The organism is Rudanella paleaurantiibacter (genome assembly GCF_009184635.1).
GTDB classification, from domain to species: domain Bacteria; phylum Bacteroidota; class Bacteroidia; order Cytophagales; family Spirosomataceae; genus Rudanella; species Rudanella paleaurantiibacter.
The window spans coordinates 12,764-31,237 of sequence record NZ_WELI01000006.1; the positions used below are offsets into that span (position 1 = coordinate 12,764).

General features: G+C 54.0%; 16 protein-coding genes. 3 read left to right on the forward strand and 13 right to left on the reverse strand.

The window, feature by feature from the left end:
* Window positions 1-55: 55 nt before the first annotated feature.
* The 7 genes from F5984_RS15265 to F5984_RS15295 all read right to left on the reverse strand — a co-directional run bounded on the left by F5984_RS15265 (window position 56) and on the right by F5984_RS15295 (window position 5,685).
* Entirely contained in the window at window positions 56-241 is a 186-nt protein-coding gene (locus tag F5984_RS15265) for a hypothetical protein (protein ID WP_152125126.1), read from the reverse strand.
* Window positions 242-398: 157 nt separating this feature from the next.
* A complete protein-coding gene (locus F5984_RS15270) occupies window positions 399-986 on the reverse strand; it encodes a hypothetical protein (protein WP_246169028.1) in 588 nt (195 codons plus the stop codon).
* Window positions 987-994: 8 nt separating this feature from the next.
* Window positions 995-2,308 carry an LVIVD repeat-containing protein gene (locus tag F5984_RS15275; protein ID WP_152125127.1) on the reverse strand — a complete coding sequence of 438 codons (1,314 nt, stop codon included), beginning with the start codon at window positions 2,306-2,308 and terminating at the stop codon, window positions 995-997.
* 186 nt (window positions 2,309-2,494) lie between these two features.
* Entirely contained in the window at window positions 2,495-2,929 is a 435-nt protein-coding gene (locus tag F5984_RS15280; protein ID WP_152125128.1) for an META domain-containing protein, read from the reverse strand.
* 13 nt (window positions 2,930-2,942) lie between these two features.
* Window positions 2,943-3,413, reverse strand: a complete 471-nt coding sequence (locus F5984_RS15285) for a hypothetical protein (RefSeq protein WP_152125129.1) — start codon at window positions 3,411-3,413, stop codon at window positions 2,943-2,945.
* A 14-nt stretch (window positions 3,414-3,427) separates the two neighbouring features.
* A complete protein-coding gene (locus F5984_RS15290) occupies window positions 3,428-5,116 on the reverse strand; it encodes a BamA/TamA family outer membrane protein (protein WP_152125130.1) in 1,689 nt (562 codons plus the stop codon).
* 2 nt (window positions 5,117-5,118) lie between these two features.
* Window positions 5,119-5,685, reverse strand: a complete 567-nt coding sequence (locus tag F5984_RS15295) for an RNA polymerase sigma factor (RefSeq protein ID WP_152125131.1) — start codon at window positions 5,683-5,685, stop codon at window positions 5,119-5,121.
* Between the two features lie 110 nt (window positions 5,686-5,795).
* Between F5984_RS15295 and F5984_RS15300 the strand changes: the two genes are divergently transcribed.
* Both F5984_RS15300 and F5984_RS15305 read left to right on the forward strand, forming a co-directional pair.
* On the forward strand, window positions 5,796-6,668 hold the full coding sequence (locus F5984_RS15300; RefSeq protein ID WP_152125132.1) for a sugar phosphate isomerase/epimerase family protein: 873 nt from the start codon (window positions 5,796-5,798) through the stop codon (window positions 6,666-6,668).
* A gap of 30 nt (window positions 6,669-6,698) precedes the next feature.
* Window positions 6,699-9,557, forward strand: a complete 2,859-nt coding sequence (locus F5984_RS15305) for a PVC-type heme-binding CxxCH protein (RefSeq protein ID WP_185155525.1) — start codon at window positions 6,699-6,701, stop codon at window positions 9,555-9,557.
* Window positions 9,558-9,566: 9 nt separating this feature from the next.
* On the opposite strand, the gene folK is transcribed toward F5984_RS15305, so the two are convergent.
* The 6 genes from folK to F5984_RS15335 form a co-directional block, all read right to left on the reverse strand.
* On the reverse strand, window positions 9,567-10,049 hold the full coding sequence (folK, locus tag F5984_RS15310; protein ID WP_152125133.1) for a 2-amino-4-hydroxy-6-hydroxymethyldihydropteridine diphosphokinase: 483 nt from the start codon (window positions 10,047-10,049) through the stop codon (window positions 9,567-9,569).
* Window positions 10,021-10,800 (reverse strand): TspO/MBR family protein, encoded by a 780-nt coding sequence (locus tag F5984_RS15315; RefSeq protein WP_152125134.1) that lies wholly within the window; start codon window positions 10,798-10,800, stop codon window positions 10,021-10,023. The genes folK and F5984_RS15315 overlap by 29 nt, the downstream gene beginning before the upstream one ends.
* Window positions 10,801-10,957: 157 nt before the next feature.
* Window positions 10,958-12,946, reverse strand: a complete 1,989-nt coding sequence (locus F5984_RS15320; RefSeq protein WP_185155526.1) for an OmpA family protein — start codon at window positions 12,944-12,946, stop codon at window positions 10,958-10,960.
* Between the two features lie 137 nt (window positions 12,947-13,083).
* Complete coding sequence (locus F5984_RS15325; RefSeq protein WP_246169029.1) at window positions 13,084-14,493, reverse strand: FG-GAP repeat protein; 1,410 nt, start codon at window positions 14,491-14,493, stop codon at window positions 13,084-13,086.
* A gap of 86 nt (window positions 14,494-14,579) precedes the next feature.
* Window positions 14,580-15,125, reverse strand: coding sequence for an LOG family protein (locus F5984_RS15330; protein WP_152125136.1), 546 nt, complete (start codon window positions 15,123-15,125; stop codon window positions 14,580-14,582).
* 93 nt (window positions 15,126-15,218) lie between these two features.
* Entirely contained in the window at window positions 15,219-16,565 is a 1,347-nt protein-coding gene (locus F5984_RS15335) for a UDP-N-acetylmuramate--L-alanine ligase (protein WP_152125137.1), read from the reverse strand.
* Between the two features lie 418 nt (window positions 16,566-16,983).
* Here F5984_RS15335 and F5984_RS15340 point away from each other — a divergent pair, with 418 nt between their 5' ends.
* Window positions 16,984-18,465, forward strand: coding sequence for a type III PLP-dependent enzyme domain-containing protein (locus F5984_RS15340; RefSeq protein WP_152125138.1), 1,482 nt, complete (start codon window positions 16,984-16,986; stop codon window positions 18,463-18,465).
* Window positions 18,466-18,474 lie beyond the last annotated feature (9 nt).

An 18,474-nucleotide genomic window follows, 5' to 3' on the forward strand; every position in this document is an offset into this window, starting at 1 on the left:
ACTCACATGAGTTGGGGCTTTCTGTTGATGGGCGGTGCGTGGTTAGGTTTGCCAGTTAGAAACGGGCCATCTGCATTACTAATGATTTGTCTGACTGAGCAAATGCCGGTCCGGTGTTTGGCTTTTGTAACGGCTGAACACTCGCCGAGTTTGCATTCACATAAGCCGTCTGACGGCGGGTCAGCTGGTAGCAAAGCATAAATAGTAAGCTGCCGATTAGAAGCAGAATGATGTTTTTCATAACAGTTTGGTCAACGCGAGTAAGAAAAACAAACTTGTATGTCTCTGGAGTATTCATATTCACTTTTACGAACGACAAGGTTCGGGTCCTGTTTGAGGTTATTGAGCCAGTGGCCAATAGCGGTGATAAAGTGCAACTATTTGGTAACATCGTTCAATCAGAGACTGACACCGACCCGAATCGAGAGCCGGTTGTAAATCCGGGTTTCGTCGCGCTTTATCTCGCCCCACCGTAGCGGCTTTTCAACCTGAGCCTCTTGCCGCTTGTAGCTAAACGTTACCGTAAAGCCGCCCCTACCAGGTTTGCCAAGCCGGATTCCCACGCCGGGGTTGAGCATCAAACCTCCCCGAACAATGTATCCGGTCGAACTTTTGTCAAACCAGCTAAATCCGTACCCCGCATCGGCGCTGACAAACGCACTCAGGTTTTGGTCTGAGGGCCGGGTAAACTGATACCGGGCGCCCACGCCCACCGGTGTCAGCAAAGCACCAGTGTACCAATCCAGTCCAACCAATCCGCCAACGGCTACCCGTTTACTCAGCCGAACGCCGTTGAGCGTCTGAACCGACAGGTTGGTGCGGTTCTCAACCACTTCGTTGAGGTTGTTGCCCGAAACCACCCGGCCAAACAGCCCGCCCACCTCGCTATGATGGAAAAACGGCCATTTTGAGGCTACTGACTGAGCTTGTGACGCCGAAAGCGGCCATAAGACACACAAGTAAAGCAAAAGTTTCACGCCCTTCATACGAGTTTTTAGCTAATGGCGTTGGGCCTCTTTACTGGTATTTTGCTCATCAACCGCAACTGCTTTGGATTACTATAGTCGTACTGATAGAACCCATCGCGACCAATCATGAGCAATGACTTATCCAACGGTATCACATCGTACGCGTCGATGTCTTTAATATGCTCCCGCAGGTTTTTGTCGATGTTAAGTGCGTCGCGGGCATCGAATGATTTGAGCCCGTAAGCGCCCTCGCAGATAAACAGGTTCGGGAAGTCGATGCCCAGGCCGTGCGGGTTGCGCATGGGGTAGCTTTTGATGAGTTTGGGGCTGAGGAGGTTTGAAATATCAACTACATCGAGCTGATTCGTAAAACCCTGGCAGGTGTTGCCCGAACGAAGGGTAACGTAGGCTTTGTCTTCGTGTACCACCACGGGGTCGCAGACGCGGGCGTGCTGAAATACCGACAGACGCTCGGGTTTTTCGGGGTTCTTATTGTCGTAAATAAACATACCCGTTTGCGACCCAATAAATAGCTTGTCTTTGTAGGGGAAAATGGTTTCGATACCCCAGCCCATCTGAATTTTGTTGCCCACCTTCGGGTCGGCCGGGTTCCGAATATCAAACAGCTGCATTTCGGTCGAGTTCACCGTGTACAGATAATTGTTGTACAAGGCAAACCGGGCCATCGATCCCGCCGTGCCGTTGGTAGACTGTTGCTGCCCCCCGCCCCCCGATGTCGACGGGGCCGCATTCATCAGGCCGCGTGTATCGAAGAAGACCACGCCACCCCACCAGCCGCCGGTTGGGCCTACGTTGTCCTGACAGTTGGTTTGAATGCGCTCGGTGACATAATCGACCCGCTGATCCTGCACATCGCCGGTGGCCTGATTGATATACCAGTAGCCGCCCTCAAACTGCCCGTTGGGGAAGATGTTGTTGACCCGGTTAACGGGCCGGATGTTTGTCGCGTCGCTGATGTCGAAGGCCACCAGGTCCATGTAGCTGTCGGCATACAGAATATTGTTGCGGACGGCCATATCCCCATTACCCGGAATTCGGATAAAGCTCACCATTTGCGGGGCATTGGGATTCCGGTTGTCAATGACATGGATGCCTTCTTTCAGCTCGTTGATAAACAGGAATCCGTCTTTTGTATAGATTTTGCCCGGTTTCTGGAGCGTGCGCGGAGCTTCGGAGCCGATACCCTGCCGTACCTGTGCCAGGGTCAATGTAACGGGTGTGAATCGTCGGAAAGTGCGGGTCTCGGTACACTTGTCTGTACAGGCTACCCCAAAAAGGGCCAAAAAGAGCACCGGTATTGAGTAGAGAATTCGCTTCATACAGAGCATTGATTAAGGATATAACCACAGGAGTCCGAATCGACGTAAACGGTTGGAACGCAAGCGAAAAAAACAAAAAATCGTCCGGCGGCCTTCTTGCCACCGGACGATCGATCTTGCACAAAAGAGTTGGTAAAGTAGATTGGGTGATTTCGCTACAAAGCATCCAATCGAAAAAAGGAGGGTCTATGGATTAAACTGGAGCAGGGGCCAGTTGGGGTGAGTTGAGTGTAAGCGGAGCTTCCCGGCTACCAGCTCTACCCGATTCACTTGCTGTAAACTCGCAAAATAGGTGTTTTCGGTCTGCATGGCCTCTTCGGGGCCGCCCCGCTTGGTTGCGCCCACACTACCTACCTGAGCCGAGCCATCGGCCCCGACGGTAGCTACAGCCCCGTAGGAATTTACCGCCGATATGCCGGTGAGCTGATACTGCGTGAGGCCTCCCTCGGTGTTTCTGAGGGCCACCTGCAATGTGATCTTGTATGGCGTAGCGGGGGTACTAAGTACCCAATCGCCCACAGGGCTCGTCGCGTCGGCGGGCGGAGGGGTAGTGTTTGGTCGGTCGCAGCCGCTGAAGGAAGCCAGCAGTAACCAGAGTGCGCAGAGAAGTATGGTTTTCATGGTTGAGTCTGGATTAGTTACACGTATCAAATTCGGCCCGTTGGGTACGCAAATCCCGCACAAGTGCCTCAAAGCCGGGGATCGTTTTGCCGTATTCAAACTCTACTCGGTGGGTCTGATTGCCGAATTGCATTTCAATAAATTCAGCACCGCCATCGGCACAGTCGGGGCAACCGAAACGCTCCGGCAGCTTCCGGAAGGCGTCGAACCGGGCCATACTTTTCAGGTTCATGGCCTTTTCCTGGCTGATGGCACGCTGGCAGGTTTTGGTCGGGTAACGTTGCTTGTCGATATGGCTTTCCTGGGTGAAGATAGCCTTGGTACCGGCCAGCTCAAGTCGTTTCACACAGTAGCCAGCACACATACCGAATGAAGTACCCGACCGAACCACCAGTTCGTCGGATACGGGGTCGAGGGCCGTGGTGGAGTCACCACACTGGCTGGCTCCGGTAAGCAGCAGCAAAAAAAGCAAGAGTGGTTTCATGACAAATCGTATGGTTAAAAATGGTAATCTAAGCCAACGCTGACGCCCATAGTCTGCGGTCGTATGGTCAGATCGGAGCTTTCGCGGGTGCCCCGTTGTAGCGCCTGCTGAAAGATACCCGCCATCGAAGCCGACCAACGCCCGGTGGGCCGGTACCGAAAACGAAGACCTGTTGAAGCCGAAAGCGTCACCGGCCGGTACACACCGTCGCTGTTGGTTACGCTAATCTGGTCGTTCACGGTGTTGCGCACAAACAGGTTGGTCAGGAAACCGCCGAGCAACGACATCCCAAACCGCTTACGGGGACGGAGCTGAAAGCCCATCTGTACCGGAATCTGCACAAACGTGTAATTGTTGGTCAGACTCTGTGCCAGCTGTGCATCATACACATTGCTGTTTTGCAATGGGTTCGAGGTGCCTCCTTTGGATGGGGTATTCGAGAGCCGGTCGTTGGATGCGGTTGGCCGGCTATTCTGCAACACATCAGCGTAAAGGCTCGACGAACGATTGGCACTGCCAATCATGCTCGCGACAAGTGTTTGCGTAGGGCTTACCACCGTCGACCGGGCCTCCAGATACCCAACTCCTGTTTCAATAGTCCAACGCTCACCCAGCTGGCGGCCCGCCGAAATCTGGTACGCAATAGACCGGTTTGGCTCACTCTTAAGCGACAAGTCGGCGGGGGCTGCATTGCCCAGTTGCGCAAAGGCATTGCCGTACGTCGTCAGGGCTGGTTTGAGCCCAACGGTTGGGTTGAACGACGAAGGGGTAACGCTAACCGAGGCCCACTGTTCGGCTTTTTGTCGGCTCTGCGTCAGTTCGGCCGGAGCCGATAGTTCTTCATCTGGCCGGAACCAAACAATCCGCTGCGTGCCGTACATGGTATTGGGTCGGAACGGTTTGGTGTCCAAACTGGCAATGGCCACGGGTTGGGCGGTTGCATTGGCCCCTTGCTCCACGGGCGGGTTTGAGAGCACAGGCGGCAGGGCCGGTGCCGTTTCTGTTGTTTTTTCGTTCACGCGGGCAATAGCCTGCTCCTCGGCTGCCATTCGGGCGGGGCCGTCAAGGGAGCGGGTGGGCATTGGCGGCTGTCCTGTCGTAGGCCCGGTATTGGTTGGTGAGGCTACGCTCGTGTTTTGGGCCAGTGCATCGGCCGGGTTTCCGTTCAACCCGGCTGGTTTGCTTACGAGGTCGGGGCTTTGGGGTTTACGGGCCTGAGCGATAATCGCTGGAGATCCAGCGCCCGAAACGCGTGGGCTCTGCGCCGACAAGCCTGCCGGGCCCTCTGCCGGCGTTGAACCTTGCGGAGCCGATAGGCGCGTCGGCCGGTTTGCCGGTTTGCCAGTCTGCGCCAGTTGGGTCGTTAAGGCTGGCTCTACGCTTGGTTGGGTCACGCCTGGTCTATCGGTGCTCGATTGAGCTGCTACCGACGGAGCTGCCTGCATAGGTTGCTCACCGGTTTGGCGCAGACTCCACCAGCCAACCAGCAGCAGAGCCACCACGGCTGCGGCACTCCACACCCAGGTAGCCGGGCGTCCCCAGAACGGAATTACCACCACCCGGTCGCTTTCGTCCAGCTCTCGTTCAATGGCATCCCAGACACGGGGCGGTGGAGCCTCAGCGGCTTCATCGAAAAGCCGCCGAAGGTCCGGGTCGCCAGTACCTTGCGGGGGTAAAAAGTTAAACTCGTCGAATTGGGCCATTGTCAATTTTTCTGTTCTGCCGGGCGGGGTTCGGTAAACCGGCCGTCCGATTGAATTTTATGTTGTAGCAGAGCGCGGGCTCTGGCGTATTGCGATTTGGATGTTCCTTCCGAAATGTTCAGCAGCTCGCTTATTTCGGGGTGGTTATACCCCTCAATAGCGTACAGGTTAAACACCGCCCGGCAACCCGGCGGTAACTCCTGAATCAGAGCCAGCAAATATTGGTAGTTAAGGGTTGGTAAACTCTGGTCGGCCTGAGCCAGCAGAGGAGCTAACTCCTCAATGTCGGTCGACTGGTTCCAGGGCTGTTGGGTGCGGATGTACTTCAGGGCGGTGTTGATCACAATCCGCTTGAGCCAGGCTTCAAGCGGGCAATCGAACCGAAACTGGTCAATAAACCGATAAATCTTGATAAACGCTTCCTGCAATACGTCCTCGGCGTCGGTGGCATCCTTGGTGTATCGTTTACTGACGACAAAGAGCTTGCCGGCAAACCGCTCGTAGAGCTGTCGCTGCATGGCTCGGTCCTGTTTTCGGCACCCTTCTACCAGATCATATTCGCTCAGCATATCAATGTTGACACCATAAAGATTCCGCTCACCGCCAAAGGGTTGGAATGGGGTAAAAAAATTGTAAAGTTTTATTTGAGATATAAACGCTACGATCAGCCTGTTCCTTTATGAACCGCAGAACCTTCTTACAACAAGCCATGACCGTAACCGGGGCGTCGGTGGTTTCGCCCATCTTAGCGGAATCAATTTCTACTAACAAGTTACAAAGAAAACAAAACTTTCTCATTGGTGCCTGCGATTGGTCGATTGGCGGGCAGGCCTCACTCAAGGCGTTCGATACGGCCCGGCAAATTGGTCTGGACGGCATTCAGGTGAGCCTCAACTCGACCAAAGACGAGGTGCACCTGCGCGACCCGGCCATGCAAGGGCAATACCGCGAGGCCGCCCGGCAAACGGGTGTGCAGATTGGCGGGTTGGCCCTGGGTATTTTAAACGAAGTGCCGTACAAGTCGGAAGCCCGGACCGAGGTTTGGGTGCAGGATAGTGTCGATGTGGCCAAAGCGCTGGGCATAAAAACGATTCTGCTCGCTTTTTTTGGGAAAAACGACCTTAAAAACGACGCTAAATGCACACAGGCGGTTATCGACCGGCTCAAAGCGGTGGCCCCCAAAGCCGAAAAGGCGGGCGTAGTGCTGGGTATCGAGTCGTGGTTATCGGCGCCCGAACATCTGGCTATTATCGAAGCCGTGGGCTCGCCAGCCGTTAAAGTATACTACGATGTTTGCAACTCGACCGTGATGGGCTACGATATTTTTCGTGAAATGCGCGACCTCGGCACAAAATACATCTGCGAGGTGCATATCAAAGAAAACGATTACCTGATTGGTCAGGGTGTTATCGATATGAAACGGGTGCGGGCTACCCTCGACGCTATCGGGTATCGGGGCTGGCTGCAACTCGAAGGGGCTGTGCCTAAGGGCAAGCCTATGCTCGAAAGTTACCTCGAAAACAACCGGGCGGCCCGGCAACTGTTTGGTTAAATTTCGTTTATTCTTCTCCCCACTTCCCCCATGAAAACCCTCCTGAGTCTGCTTCCACTGCTGTTGTTGTGCCCGGCTGCCCGCCCGGTCGAAGGCCCCGAAACGCTTTACCTCCCCGACGACCTGGAGGCTACGCTCTGGGCCGAGTCGCCGATGTTGTATAACCCGACCAATATCGACGTGGATGCGCGGGGGCGAATCTGGGTGACGGAGGCCGTCGATTATCGGGACTTCAACAACAAGCCCGAAACCCGCCTGAACCATGCTGAAGGCGAGCGGGTGGTGATTCTGGAGGACACCAACGCCGACGGTAAGGCCGACAAACAAACCGTGTTTGTGCAGGACAAAGAGCTGGTGTCGCCCCTCGGTATTGCGGTATTGGGTAATAAGGTGTTTGTGTCGGCCGCGCCCAACCTGTTTGTGTACACCGACACAAACGGCGATGATAAAGCCGATAAACGGGAGGTGTTTCTGACGGGCTTTGGTGGTCTCGACCATGACCATGCCTTGCACGCTCTGGTGGCTGGGCCCGATGGTAACTACTATTTCAATACCGGAAACGCCGGGCCGCACGTAGTAACCGACAAAGCTGGCTGGACCCTACGCTCGGGTAGCCTGTACGTGGGTGGTACTCCGTACAACAAAGTGAATCGCGGCAATCAGGTCAGCGACGATGGCCGGGTCTGGGTAGGTGGTATGGCGTTGCGGATTAACCCCGACGGTACCGGCCTGAAGGTCATGGCGCACAACTTCCGTAATAATTACGAAACCTGCCTCGATTCGTACGGTAATATGTGGCAGAACGATAACGACGATCAGGTAGTGGCCTGCCGCACCAGTTGGCTGATGGAGGGCGCTGATGCTGGCTATTTCAGTAAAGATGGTACCCGGTACTGGCAGGGCGACCAACGGCCCGGTCAGCCGATTCCGGTGGCTCACTGGCATCAGGAAGACCCCGGCGTACTGCCAGCGGGCGACATTACGGGCGCGGGCTCGCCCACGGGCATGGTGTTCTACGAAGGCGACGCCCTCGGCCCCGCTTACCGGGGAATGCTGCTGAGTTGCGAAGCCGGTCGGAATGTGCTGTTCAGCTACAAGCCGCAACCGCAGGGAGCTGGTTTCCGGCTCGACCGCACCGATTTTATCAGCACCTTTCCGAGAGTGGATGCTGAGTACAAATGGAATGAGGTGGCCAATGATACCCGCAAATGGTTTCGGCCGAGCGACGTGGCCGTGGGAACGGATGGAGCCCTGTACATTGCCGACTGGTACGACCCTATTGTGGGCGGGCATGCCATGCACGACAAAAAAGGCTACGGCCGTATTTACCGCATTGCGCCTAAGGGTCGGGCATTGCGTGCGCCCCGGCTCGACCTGAGCCGCATGGCGGGCCAACTCGAAGCCCTCACCAACCCCGCTGTGAATGTGCGGGCGCTGGGTTTTGAAGCCCTCCGCCAACAGGGCGAAAAGGCCGTGAAGCCCGTGGCTCAATTGCTGAAAGCGGATAACCCCTACGTTCGGGCGCGGGCCGTTTGGCTGCTGGCTCAACTGGGACCCAAGGGGCAGGCCACTGTGAATGGGTTGCTTACAAACCCCGACGCTCAACTGCGGCTCACGGCATTCCGGGCGTTGCGCTCGCAGCAGACCGATGTGCCGGCTCTGTGCCGTCAATTGGCTACCGACCCCTCAGCAGCGGTGCGCCGGGAGGTGGCCGTTGCCCTGCGCGATGTTCCCTACGCCCAGTGCAACGACATTCTGACGACCTTGATTAAACAGTACGATGGTCAGGATCGGTATTACCTGACAGCCCTCGGCATTGCGGCTGATGGTAAGCAGGAGGCTGTATTCGAAGCCCTCCGCCCGGCTTTGCTCGCTGACCCGGTGGCTTGGGATGAGAGAACGGCCAACCTTGTTTGGGAGTTGCACCCAGCCGGTAGCGTGGGGCTACTGGCCCGTCGGGCACAGGCTACATCGCTGTCTTCGGCGGCTCGTCGGCAGGCTATCACGGCCCTTGGCTTCATTAAAACAGTTGAAGCGGCCTGGGCCATGCTCGACTTGAGTAAATTGGCCGATACCACCGTGGCCCGGCAGGCCGCTTACTGGCTCAATTTTCGGCGCGGAAACGATTGGGCTTCCCTACTGAACTGGGAGGAAGCGATGCCCACCAAGCTGACGCTCGCTGAGGAAAAAGCGAAGCAAATGCTCAGTCTCCGTCAGCGTCTTATGGACGAGTACACGTCGGAGGCTGATAAAGACAAAATTGTACGGCAGATGGCGCAGGACGCCGAAGGGGGTAAGTTGCTGATAGGGTTGGTGGCCGATAAAAAGCTGCCCGAACACCTCAAAAAGGTGGTTGGTAATCTGATTTTTCAGAACCCGGAAGCAAGCATCCGAACCATGGCCGAGGCTTATTTTGAGCGGCCTACCCTCACGGCTTCGGGTGGAGCCGTAAAGACCCTTTCGGTGGCTACTGTTGCATCGCTTCGGGGCGACCGGGGGGCGGGAGCGGTGGTGTTTGAGGCCAGTTGCGCTACCTGTCACAAACATGGTGGCCGTGGGGCCGAAATTGGCCCTGAGCTGACCCAAATCCACAATAAGTTCGATAAAAACGGCCTGCTCGACGCCATCATCAATCCGAGTGCTGCGTTGGCTTTTGGCTACGAACCCTGGCTGCTAACCACCAAAAATGGGCAAACGTATTACGGGTTTCTGATTTCCGACGGAGCCCAGGCGGTGGTTATTAAAGATGCGGCTGGTCAGAAGCACACAATTCCCACGGCCAAAATTGCATCGCGGAAGCAGTACACCACCAGTCTCATGCCCGACCCGGTGGCTTTGGGGTTGTCGGAGCAGCAATTGGCCGATCTGGTTGCTTATCTGCTGAAATAAGCCGCTCGTTTACCCCACAAATCGGTTTACCTCGCCCGTATCGGGGCACTGTTGCAGGAGGTGGGCGTTAGTTTGGCCCAATACCGGATGAACAAAATCGGGAGCAAGTTCGCATAGGGGCACGAGCGTAAACCGGCGCTCGTGCAGGAGCGGGTGGGGCAGGGTCAGACGGTCGGTTTGGAGCACTGTATCGGCATAGTACAACAAATCAATGTCGATGATACGGGCCCCCCACCGTTGCAGCCGCACGCGGCCCAAGGCTTGCTCAATGGCCTGTGTCTGTGTCAGCACATCGGCAGGGGCGAGTTGCGTGTCGAGCTCGAGAACCTGATTCAGGTAAGCGGGCTGATCGGTCACGCCCCACGGGGCTGTTTCGTACAGGCCTGATGCCCCCAAAAGTGGCCCGACGGACTGGACCAGCCGGGTTTGGGCCTGTGTGAGCATCTGCACCCGGTCGCCCAGATTAGCGCCGAGCAGGAGGAAGAGCCGCATAATTTGTGTTGTAGGTAATGAGAGCAAAGCCAGCCAGCACCACGGCGCCCACCACGCCCGCCCAGGCAAACAGGGGTACGTACGGAACGCCCTTCTGCTCGGCGGCAATAGCGGCATAGGCCCAGGCAAATACCAGCATATAAAAGGCACTCCGGTACCGGTTGAACAGAAATACGCCCACCAGAAAGGCAATAACCAGCACAGCCGCAGCCCAACCGGCTTCGGGAAGCAGGCTCAGGTCAAAGCTGGTCGATTTAAGAAAGACAGCCACGTTGAGAATGGTGGCCACTGTAAGCCAGCCGAAATAAATGGAAAACGGCACCCGGGCCAGCCATAGTTCACGCCGACGCACGCGGGTTTTGCCTACCTGTAGCCGGTCCATGGTTAGTAACAGGCTCACAAACATGACCAGAATCACAAGCAGAGCGAGGCCAATCTGCTCATTGTTGAAAATCGGGCTCCAAATCGCATTACCAATGCCATTGAGAATAATCCACGGCCCGGCCGCCCGGAAACGCTCGTTATCACGCTCCGACGGTAAGGCCTGAAATACCGCAAACGCCAGCAGACCCAGAAAAATCACGCCCCAAATGGCAAAAGCGTATCCTGCCGGGGTAATCAGCGTCTGGTATTTCCGCGAAATGTCGCCATTGGTGGTATCGGCAAAGACACGGGCGTTGGAGAGGTAATTCATCACCAGCAGGGAGATGATGACGAACACGGTAAGGAACTGACGGAGCCGGTCATTCATGGTGGTAAAAGGGAATAGTGAGTAACGAAAAAATGCGTAATCGCTAATGTAGAATAAAACCGGGCAAACGGCCCTCCGGTTTATTTTCATTAGCAATTACGCATTACGCATTACGCATTACACATTACGCATTACACATTACGCATTACGCATTACGTTAATACTCCAGAATCTTGAACTCAGTCCGGCGATTACGCTGATGCTCTTCTTCGGTTTTAGCGTTTTTCACAATCAGTTGCGTCTCGCCGTAGCCCTTGGCTGTCATTCGGCTCGCTTCAATGCCTTTCGACACGATATAGTCGACAGCGGAGCGGGCCCGATTCTGCGACAGGCGGATGTTATAGGCATCCGGTGCCCGAACGTCGGTGTGTGAGCCCAGCTCGATACGGAGCGTTGGGTTGTCTTTCAGAATCGTAACAAGCTTGTCGAGTTCAAGGGCCGCATCGGGGCGGATATTGAACTTGTCAAGGTCGTAATAGATATTCTCCAGCACAAAGGTCTTGTTCAGTTCTACCTTGTCGAGCCGCAGGGCCACATTGAAGGTCGTATCGGTTTCGGGTTTGGTCAGGAAGATCTGCGGAATGCTCCGGCCTTGCATCGTGAAAGGCTCCCGGCGGGTGAGGTACCCCCGGCGTTCGGCCAGCACCGAATACTCTTTGCCTTCCTGCAACGGATACTTACCAAACGTACCCGGCTGACCCGTAACCACTTCGGCAACGGCTTCGCCCGTGGCTTCGTCAATGATGCGCACCCGGGCCGAATCGAGTGGGGCGGGGGTTGGCTCATTGGTAGCTACAGTACCGGCCAGAAAATACCGGACAATTTTGGGCGCATCGGGCTTCGGGTCGTTCTGAGCAATCGTGGTTGTTGAACTTTCGGGCGTGGTAGAATCGAAAAAGTACAAATCGTCATCGCCTTTACCCCCCGCCCGGTTCGATGCTAAAAAGCCTTTGCCCGGCTCCATAAGTACGTAGCCAAAGTCGTCGGCAGGCGAATTGACCGGCTGCCCCATATTTTCGACCCGAATAACACCCTGCGACCGGGTTGCCACAAACACATCGAGTTTGCCCAGGCCGGGGTGCCCGTCAGACGAAAAATACAGTTTGCCGTCGAAGGCCACAAATGGAAACATCTCGTCACCGGGCGTATTAATATCGCGGCCCATGTTGACCGGGCGGCTAAACCGGCCCGACGCATCCATGTTAGTGCGGTACAAATCGATGCCACCGGCTCCATTGGCCCGGTTGGAAGCGAAGTAGAGCGTCCGCCCGTCGGCCGAGAAAGCGGGTGAGCCGTCCCAGGCCGTTGAGTCGCTGATCGGGAGCCGCTGAGGAGCGCCCCAGGTACCATCGCTACCCAACCGGCTGATAAACAAGTCGACATCGAGCCCCCCTTTGCGTTTACCATTATTACCCCGGGCAAAAATCATGGCTTTACCATCTTTGGTAAATGCCGGGGTTCCTTCGTTCACGTCGCCCTGAAACACGTTGTTGCTGAATGGCTGCGCCGTATTGCCGGTTTCGTCGGGGGCCTGATTCAGCTTTACTTTGTACAGGCCGAGCATGGGCAGACCGTTGTTTTTGTACACCACGTCTTTACGAGAAGCCGTAAAAACCAGCTCTTCGCCCCGAATAACGGGGGCAAACTCCGAACCTGGCGAGTTGAGGTTGCCCATGTTTTTGAGCACAAGGTCGGTTTTCTTACCCGCAATGGCCTCTACGGCCCGTAGCGTGCCCAGTTCGCGTTGAGCTTTATCAAGGCTTACCTTGTTGGTCGGCTTACTATCGACGTACTGTTGCAGGTGCTTGAGGGCTTCGGCATATTGGCCCTGCGCCTTGAGCGCATAGGCCAGGTTGAGGTGCGCATCGGGCTCAATGCTACCGGCTTCGAGGGCTTTCTGGTAGTAGGGAGCCGCTTCGGCAAACCGGTTCGACAGACGGTATGACTCAGCCGCGTAGTAGTTTACTCGCTTGGGGTCAATATCGCCTTTGGCCGCCTTCTCAAACTGAGTCAGGGCCAGATTGTATTCGCCGGCATCGAAATGTCGTACGCCTTTTTTGTATGCCATCATCGCTGAGTTACAGCCCGCAAGGCCGACCGTAACACTCAGCGCCACCAGTAACAAACGGGAAGTACTGATTCTCATATCTTTTGGAAGGAAAATGCACCACTGCGCCCAAGATAAACAAAATCGGGCGGGCACGGTTTACAATGCCTTACTTTAAACGATAAAAGAATGCCGGATATTGGATGTTACCGACCGGATTTTGGTCCGCTCACGGCTTAATCTACCGTCCCAAAACCGACTTTGCCCTTGAGGCTTTCAAACCCGTATCCTCCAATAATGAAGCTACCATTGGAGAGACTCACGCTTGTTCCATAATAGGTATTGGCCGGGCTGTTATCCACTATTCTACGGACTTGTGACCAAGAGGTGTTTTTTCGTTGAAAGAGATAAGCGGCTCCCTGATCAACATTACCTACGTTATCTCTATTGGAAGCTCCAACTAGTATATAATCGCCTGAAATAGCTACGCTACGTCCAAAATAGTCATTTATAACCCCGTCGCTAGCACTTATCTGGGCCTGTTGAGGCCAGGTACTTCCGTTTCGAGCGAATACATAGGCGGTTCCCTGGAAGGAGAATTTATTGGGACTCGAGACTACGGCGTAATCGCCTGCAATAGAAACGTTGAGTCCGAAATTATCATTGGCTGCTCCCCCAATGGCGGTTAGTCGGGTTTGCTGGGTCCAGGTACCTCCTCTTACAAATACATAAGCAGCACCCTGATTCGCGTTGCTGCCGATGGTTTTTCTATAGGCACCCACAATCGCATAATCTCCTGAAACAGATACAGAAATACCAAAATAATCAGTATCGGCTCCATCTGAGGCAAGCAGCCGGACTTGTTGCGTCCAGGTAGTCCCATTGCGAACAAATACATAAGCAGCTCCCTGGTTGGTATTGCTACCGATAGCTTTTCCTGTACAACCTACCAAAGCATAATCCCCTGAAATAGATACAGAGTACCCAAAATAGTCACTGGGAACTCCGTCGGAGGCAACCAGTCGTGCCTGCTGCGTCCAGGTACTGCCATTGCGGACAAATACATAAGCAGCCCCCTGATTGGCATTGCTACCGATAGTTTTTCCATAAGCACCCACAATTGCATAATCTCCCGAGATTGCTACCGAGTAACCAAAATCACTCCCGGACTCTCCGTCAGAGGCAAACAATTGAGCTTGTTGCGTCCAGGTATTACCATTACGAACAAATATGTATGCGGTACCTTGATCGATGATGCTATTACTATTTTTTCCATGTGCTCCTACAATCGCATAATTGCCCGAAATCGCTACAGAATTACCAAAAAAATCGCTGGCTGCTCCGTCGCTGGCTGTTCGCTCAATAGGTAAGAGGTTATTGGTGTTCGTTGTAGCCAGAGGGAGCCAGTTCTGTCCATCGTGCAGAAACAGGGTACCTTTATCCAGGTCAAAAACCAATAAGCCCACGGCGGGGCTGGCAATGGCATTGCGCTGGGCTGTACTCAGGCGTGGTATTAGTAAACCTTGATTATTGGTTGGGCTTTTCAGGTCGAGAACGGCCGAGGGATGGGGCTGCCCACCCATGCCAATTTGGGCGAGCGCCCCGGCAGACAGACCAAGCCAAAGGAATAGGAAAAGTATTTTCATACCAGGCATGCTTTACGTGAAAACGTAAAGGTAAATCCTGGTTACACAAAAATGACTTGTTAAGTAAGGGATTGACTGATCGGTAATTAGATGGTTTGTGTGCCCATTTTTGCCAGGGCTTCTTCCACTGTGTTGGCCACAATGAGTAGCTCGCGGTTTTGGGGCTTCAAAAAGCCTTCGCGCACCATCACATCCAGTTGCTGGAGCATCAGGTCGTAATAGCCGTTGGTATTGATAATGGCCACGGGGCCGTCGTACAGTTTCAGTTGACGCCAGGCCAGAATCTCAAACAGCTCGTCGAGCGTGCCATACCCACCGGGAAGTGCAATAACTCCCTTTGATAGCGTCACCATCTTGAACTTCCGCTCGTGCATGGTTTCCACGAAGTGAATTTCGGTCAGGGTTTGGTGGGCCACCTCAAGCTCAGCCAGGAAGTTCGGGATTACCCCAATCACCTCGCCCCCGTGTTCGAGCACGGTATCGGCTACTACGCCCATTAGGCCAAAGCCGCCCCCGCCGTAAATCAGGCGAATGTTGCGCTCGGCCATAGTACGGCCCAATTCGCGGGCTACTTCGCTGTAGATAGGTTGGGTCCCGTGATTCGAACCACAATAAACAACAATGCTTTGCATAGTTTTAAAGAAATGTGTAATGCATAATGATGATTGCGCAATTAGGCGTGCCAACCTGCCCGGTCTACTCCATTAATCATTACGCATCATACGTTATGCATTAGTTATCCCGCCAAACGTACCCGAACTCATCAGGAGCATCACACCGACCTGTGTGCGCTGCGCATCGAGAAAAGCCTCCAACTCGGCGGTGTCGGTAAACACATGTATGTTGGGTTGTTCGAAAGCGGCTTTCACGTCGTCAGGCGTAATGGGTTCGAGTCGTTTCATGGCCAGTGTATGCGTGTTGAAATACACAACGGGTACATCAGCCGAGGCCAGTTTGTGCCGATACTGACCCAAAAAGTTTTTGTTCAGGCTGCTGTACGTGTGCAGCTCCACAGCGGCCAGTAGCTTACGGTCGGGGTACTGCGCTTTTACGGCCTCGGTGGTAGCTTCTACCTTGGAGGGGGCGTGGGCAAAGTCGCGGAATACGACTAACTCGGGCGTTTCGGAGCGTTTTTCGAGCCGCTTGGCCGCACCTTTGAACGAGCTGATGGCTTCGTAGAATTGGCCTTCCGTAATGCCAATCCGGTCGCAGACGACCATAGCCCCGGCCATGTTTTTCATGTTGTGCTCACCAAACACCAGCACGGGAACTTCGGCACCGTCTTTGGTGATGAGCACTGTTTGTCCGTTCCGAATCTGGTGCGGATGCGCCGTGTAGGGCAGCTTCGCTACATCGTCGCGGTCTTTCTGGCCTACCACGTCGAGCATGTCGTCGGTTTCATCGAACACCAGAATACCACCTTTGGGCATGGCATCGGCCAGTAATTCAAACTGATCGACGTAAACCTCCCAGGTTGGATAAATATTAACGTGGTCCCAAGCAATGCCGCTAATGAGGGCAATGTGGGGTTGGTAGTGCATAAACTTCGGTTGCGGGTCGATAGGCGAGGAGCCATACTCATCGCCCTCAATCACGATCAGCGGAGCATTGGGAGTTAGCTTCACCATGGTTTCGAAACCCTCTACCTGCGCGCCCACCAGATAATCGAACACCCGGTTGTGGTAGTTCAGCACGTGCATAATCATGGAGGTGATGGTTGTTTTGCCGTGGCTACCGGCAATTACCACCCGCTGCTTGTGCTCACTTTGGCGATAAATGTACTCGGGGTAGGAGTACACCGGAATACCGAGTTCCTGGGCGCGGGCCAGTTCGGGGTTGTCGGCGCGGGCGTGCATACCCAGAATGACGCAGCTCAGATCAGCGTGAATACGCTCCGGGAACCAGCCCATTTCGGCGGGCAGGAGTCCACGCTCATCCAGACGGGTGCGCGAAGGTTCGTAAATTTCGTCGTCGGAGCCGGTAATGGTATGGCCTTGTTGCTGGAGAGCGATGGCCAGATTGTGCATGGCACTGCCACCAATCGAAATAAAGTGAATAGCCTGGGGCGTCATTCGCTGAGGGTTACGTACTAACAAAGTAGGGCAAAATTAGGGGATGTTTTCTGTTTGTTGCTAAACCGGTAGCGGCCAAAGAAGACCGTCAGCTCGGTTAGTGGTTTGGCTGTTGGCCGAAAGCGCGTAATGAGCGCGTTATACCAGCAGTTCGGTACCAAAAGACCGGCCCCGGAGATCACATAAAATTTCGGTTAAGACCGAATCAAACCCCCGTCTATTTCGTTCTCTACATTGCGAATGGGTTATACTTGCAAAGCCGTAAAATTTACCCCATTTTCGCGGCCCTTAAACTGGTTTGTTTGTTTGATTCTTTGGCTGTTTGCCAGCGATTCCTGGCGGATAGAAACGGGCTTGATGAACAAACGAATAGACAAACAATTTCAAACACAAAAACAAGTATGCGCCGAACGAAGGGATGAAGACCTACTATGACCTAATCGACCAGACGTTTGAATTCCCTACGCTGGAGTTCAAAACGGAGAATGACAATTTGTTATTCAACAATGTTCCCCTGATGGACATTGTGAAGCAGTACGGAACCCCCCTGAAGCTAACGTATTTGCCCAAAATTACCGAGCATATTGACCAGGCTAAGTCGCTGTTCAAGAATGCCATGAAGCGGTACAATTACAAAGGCAACTACACGTATTGCTACTGTACGAAGTCATCCCACTTTCGGTTTGTGCTCGAAGAGGCTCTTAAAAATGGTGTCCATCTCGAATCCTCATCGGCCTACGATATTCCAATCATTCGGGAACTGTACCGGCTCGACAAGATCAACAAGAGCACGTACATCATTGCCAATGGCTATAAGCGGCCCCTGTACACCCAGTACCTGAGTGAGATGATCAACGACGGTTTCAATGTGATTCCGGTGCTCGACAACCTGAAAGAGATTGAGGCCTACGAAGACAACATCACGGCCGAGACCGTTAACCTTGGCATCCGAATTGCTACGGATGAAGAACCAAACTTTGCGTTCTATACCTCGCGGCTTGGTATTCGCTACAGCGATATCAATGAACTCTACCGGAGCAAAATTCAGCACAGCAACAAGTTCAAGCTGAAGATGCTGCACTTCTTTATTAATACGGGTATCAAAGACAGCGCGTATTACTGGAGTGAGCTGAGCCGGTTTATGTATAAGTATTGCGAGTTGCGCAAGGTTTGCCCGGATCTCGACTCGATTGATATTGGTGGTGGTCTGCCTATTCAGACCTCGTTCCAGTTCACGTACGATTACCAGGCCATGATCGATCAGATTGTGGAAAGTATTCAGTGGATCTGCAACAAAAACAATGTGCCTGTACCCCATATTTTTACCGAATTTGGGAGTTATACGGTAGGGGAGAGCGGAGCCGTTATTTATGAAGTAATTGACCAGAAGCTTCAGAACGATAAGGAGTTGTGGTACATGATCGATGGGTCGTTTATTACGCAGCTTCCCGATTCGTGGGGCCTCGGTCAGAAGTATATCATGCTGGCCATCAATAACTGGGACAACCCGTACCAGAAGGTAAACCTCGGTGGGCTCACCTGCGACTCACACGATTTTTACAATACGGAGGCCCACAGTGCCGATTTGTACCTGCCTATCTTCGAGCAGGAGTCGGAGCGGCAGTATGTTGGGTTTTTCCATACGGGTGCGTACCAGGAGTCGTTGGGTGGATATGGCGGTATTCAGCACTGTCTCATTCCGGCCCCGCAACACGTGATTGTGGATAAAGATGAAGAGGGCAACCTGCGTACCCGGTTGTTTGCTCCCGAGCAGAATAGTGAAGTAATGCTTAAGATTTTGGGCTATACCTCTGCCGAACCCGGCCCAACCGAATTGGAAGCCGCCGAAGAAGCCGAGCAGCACGAAGAACAGGAAGCCGAGTTAGTTGAAAAAGAATAAGCGAAATAC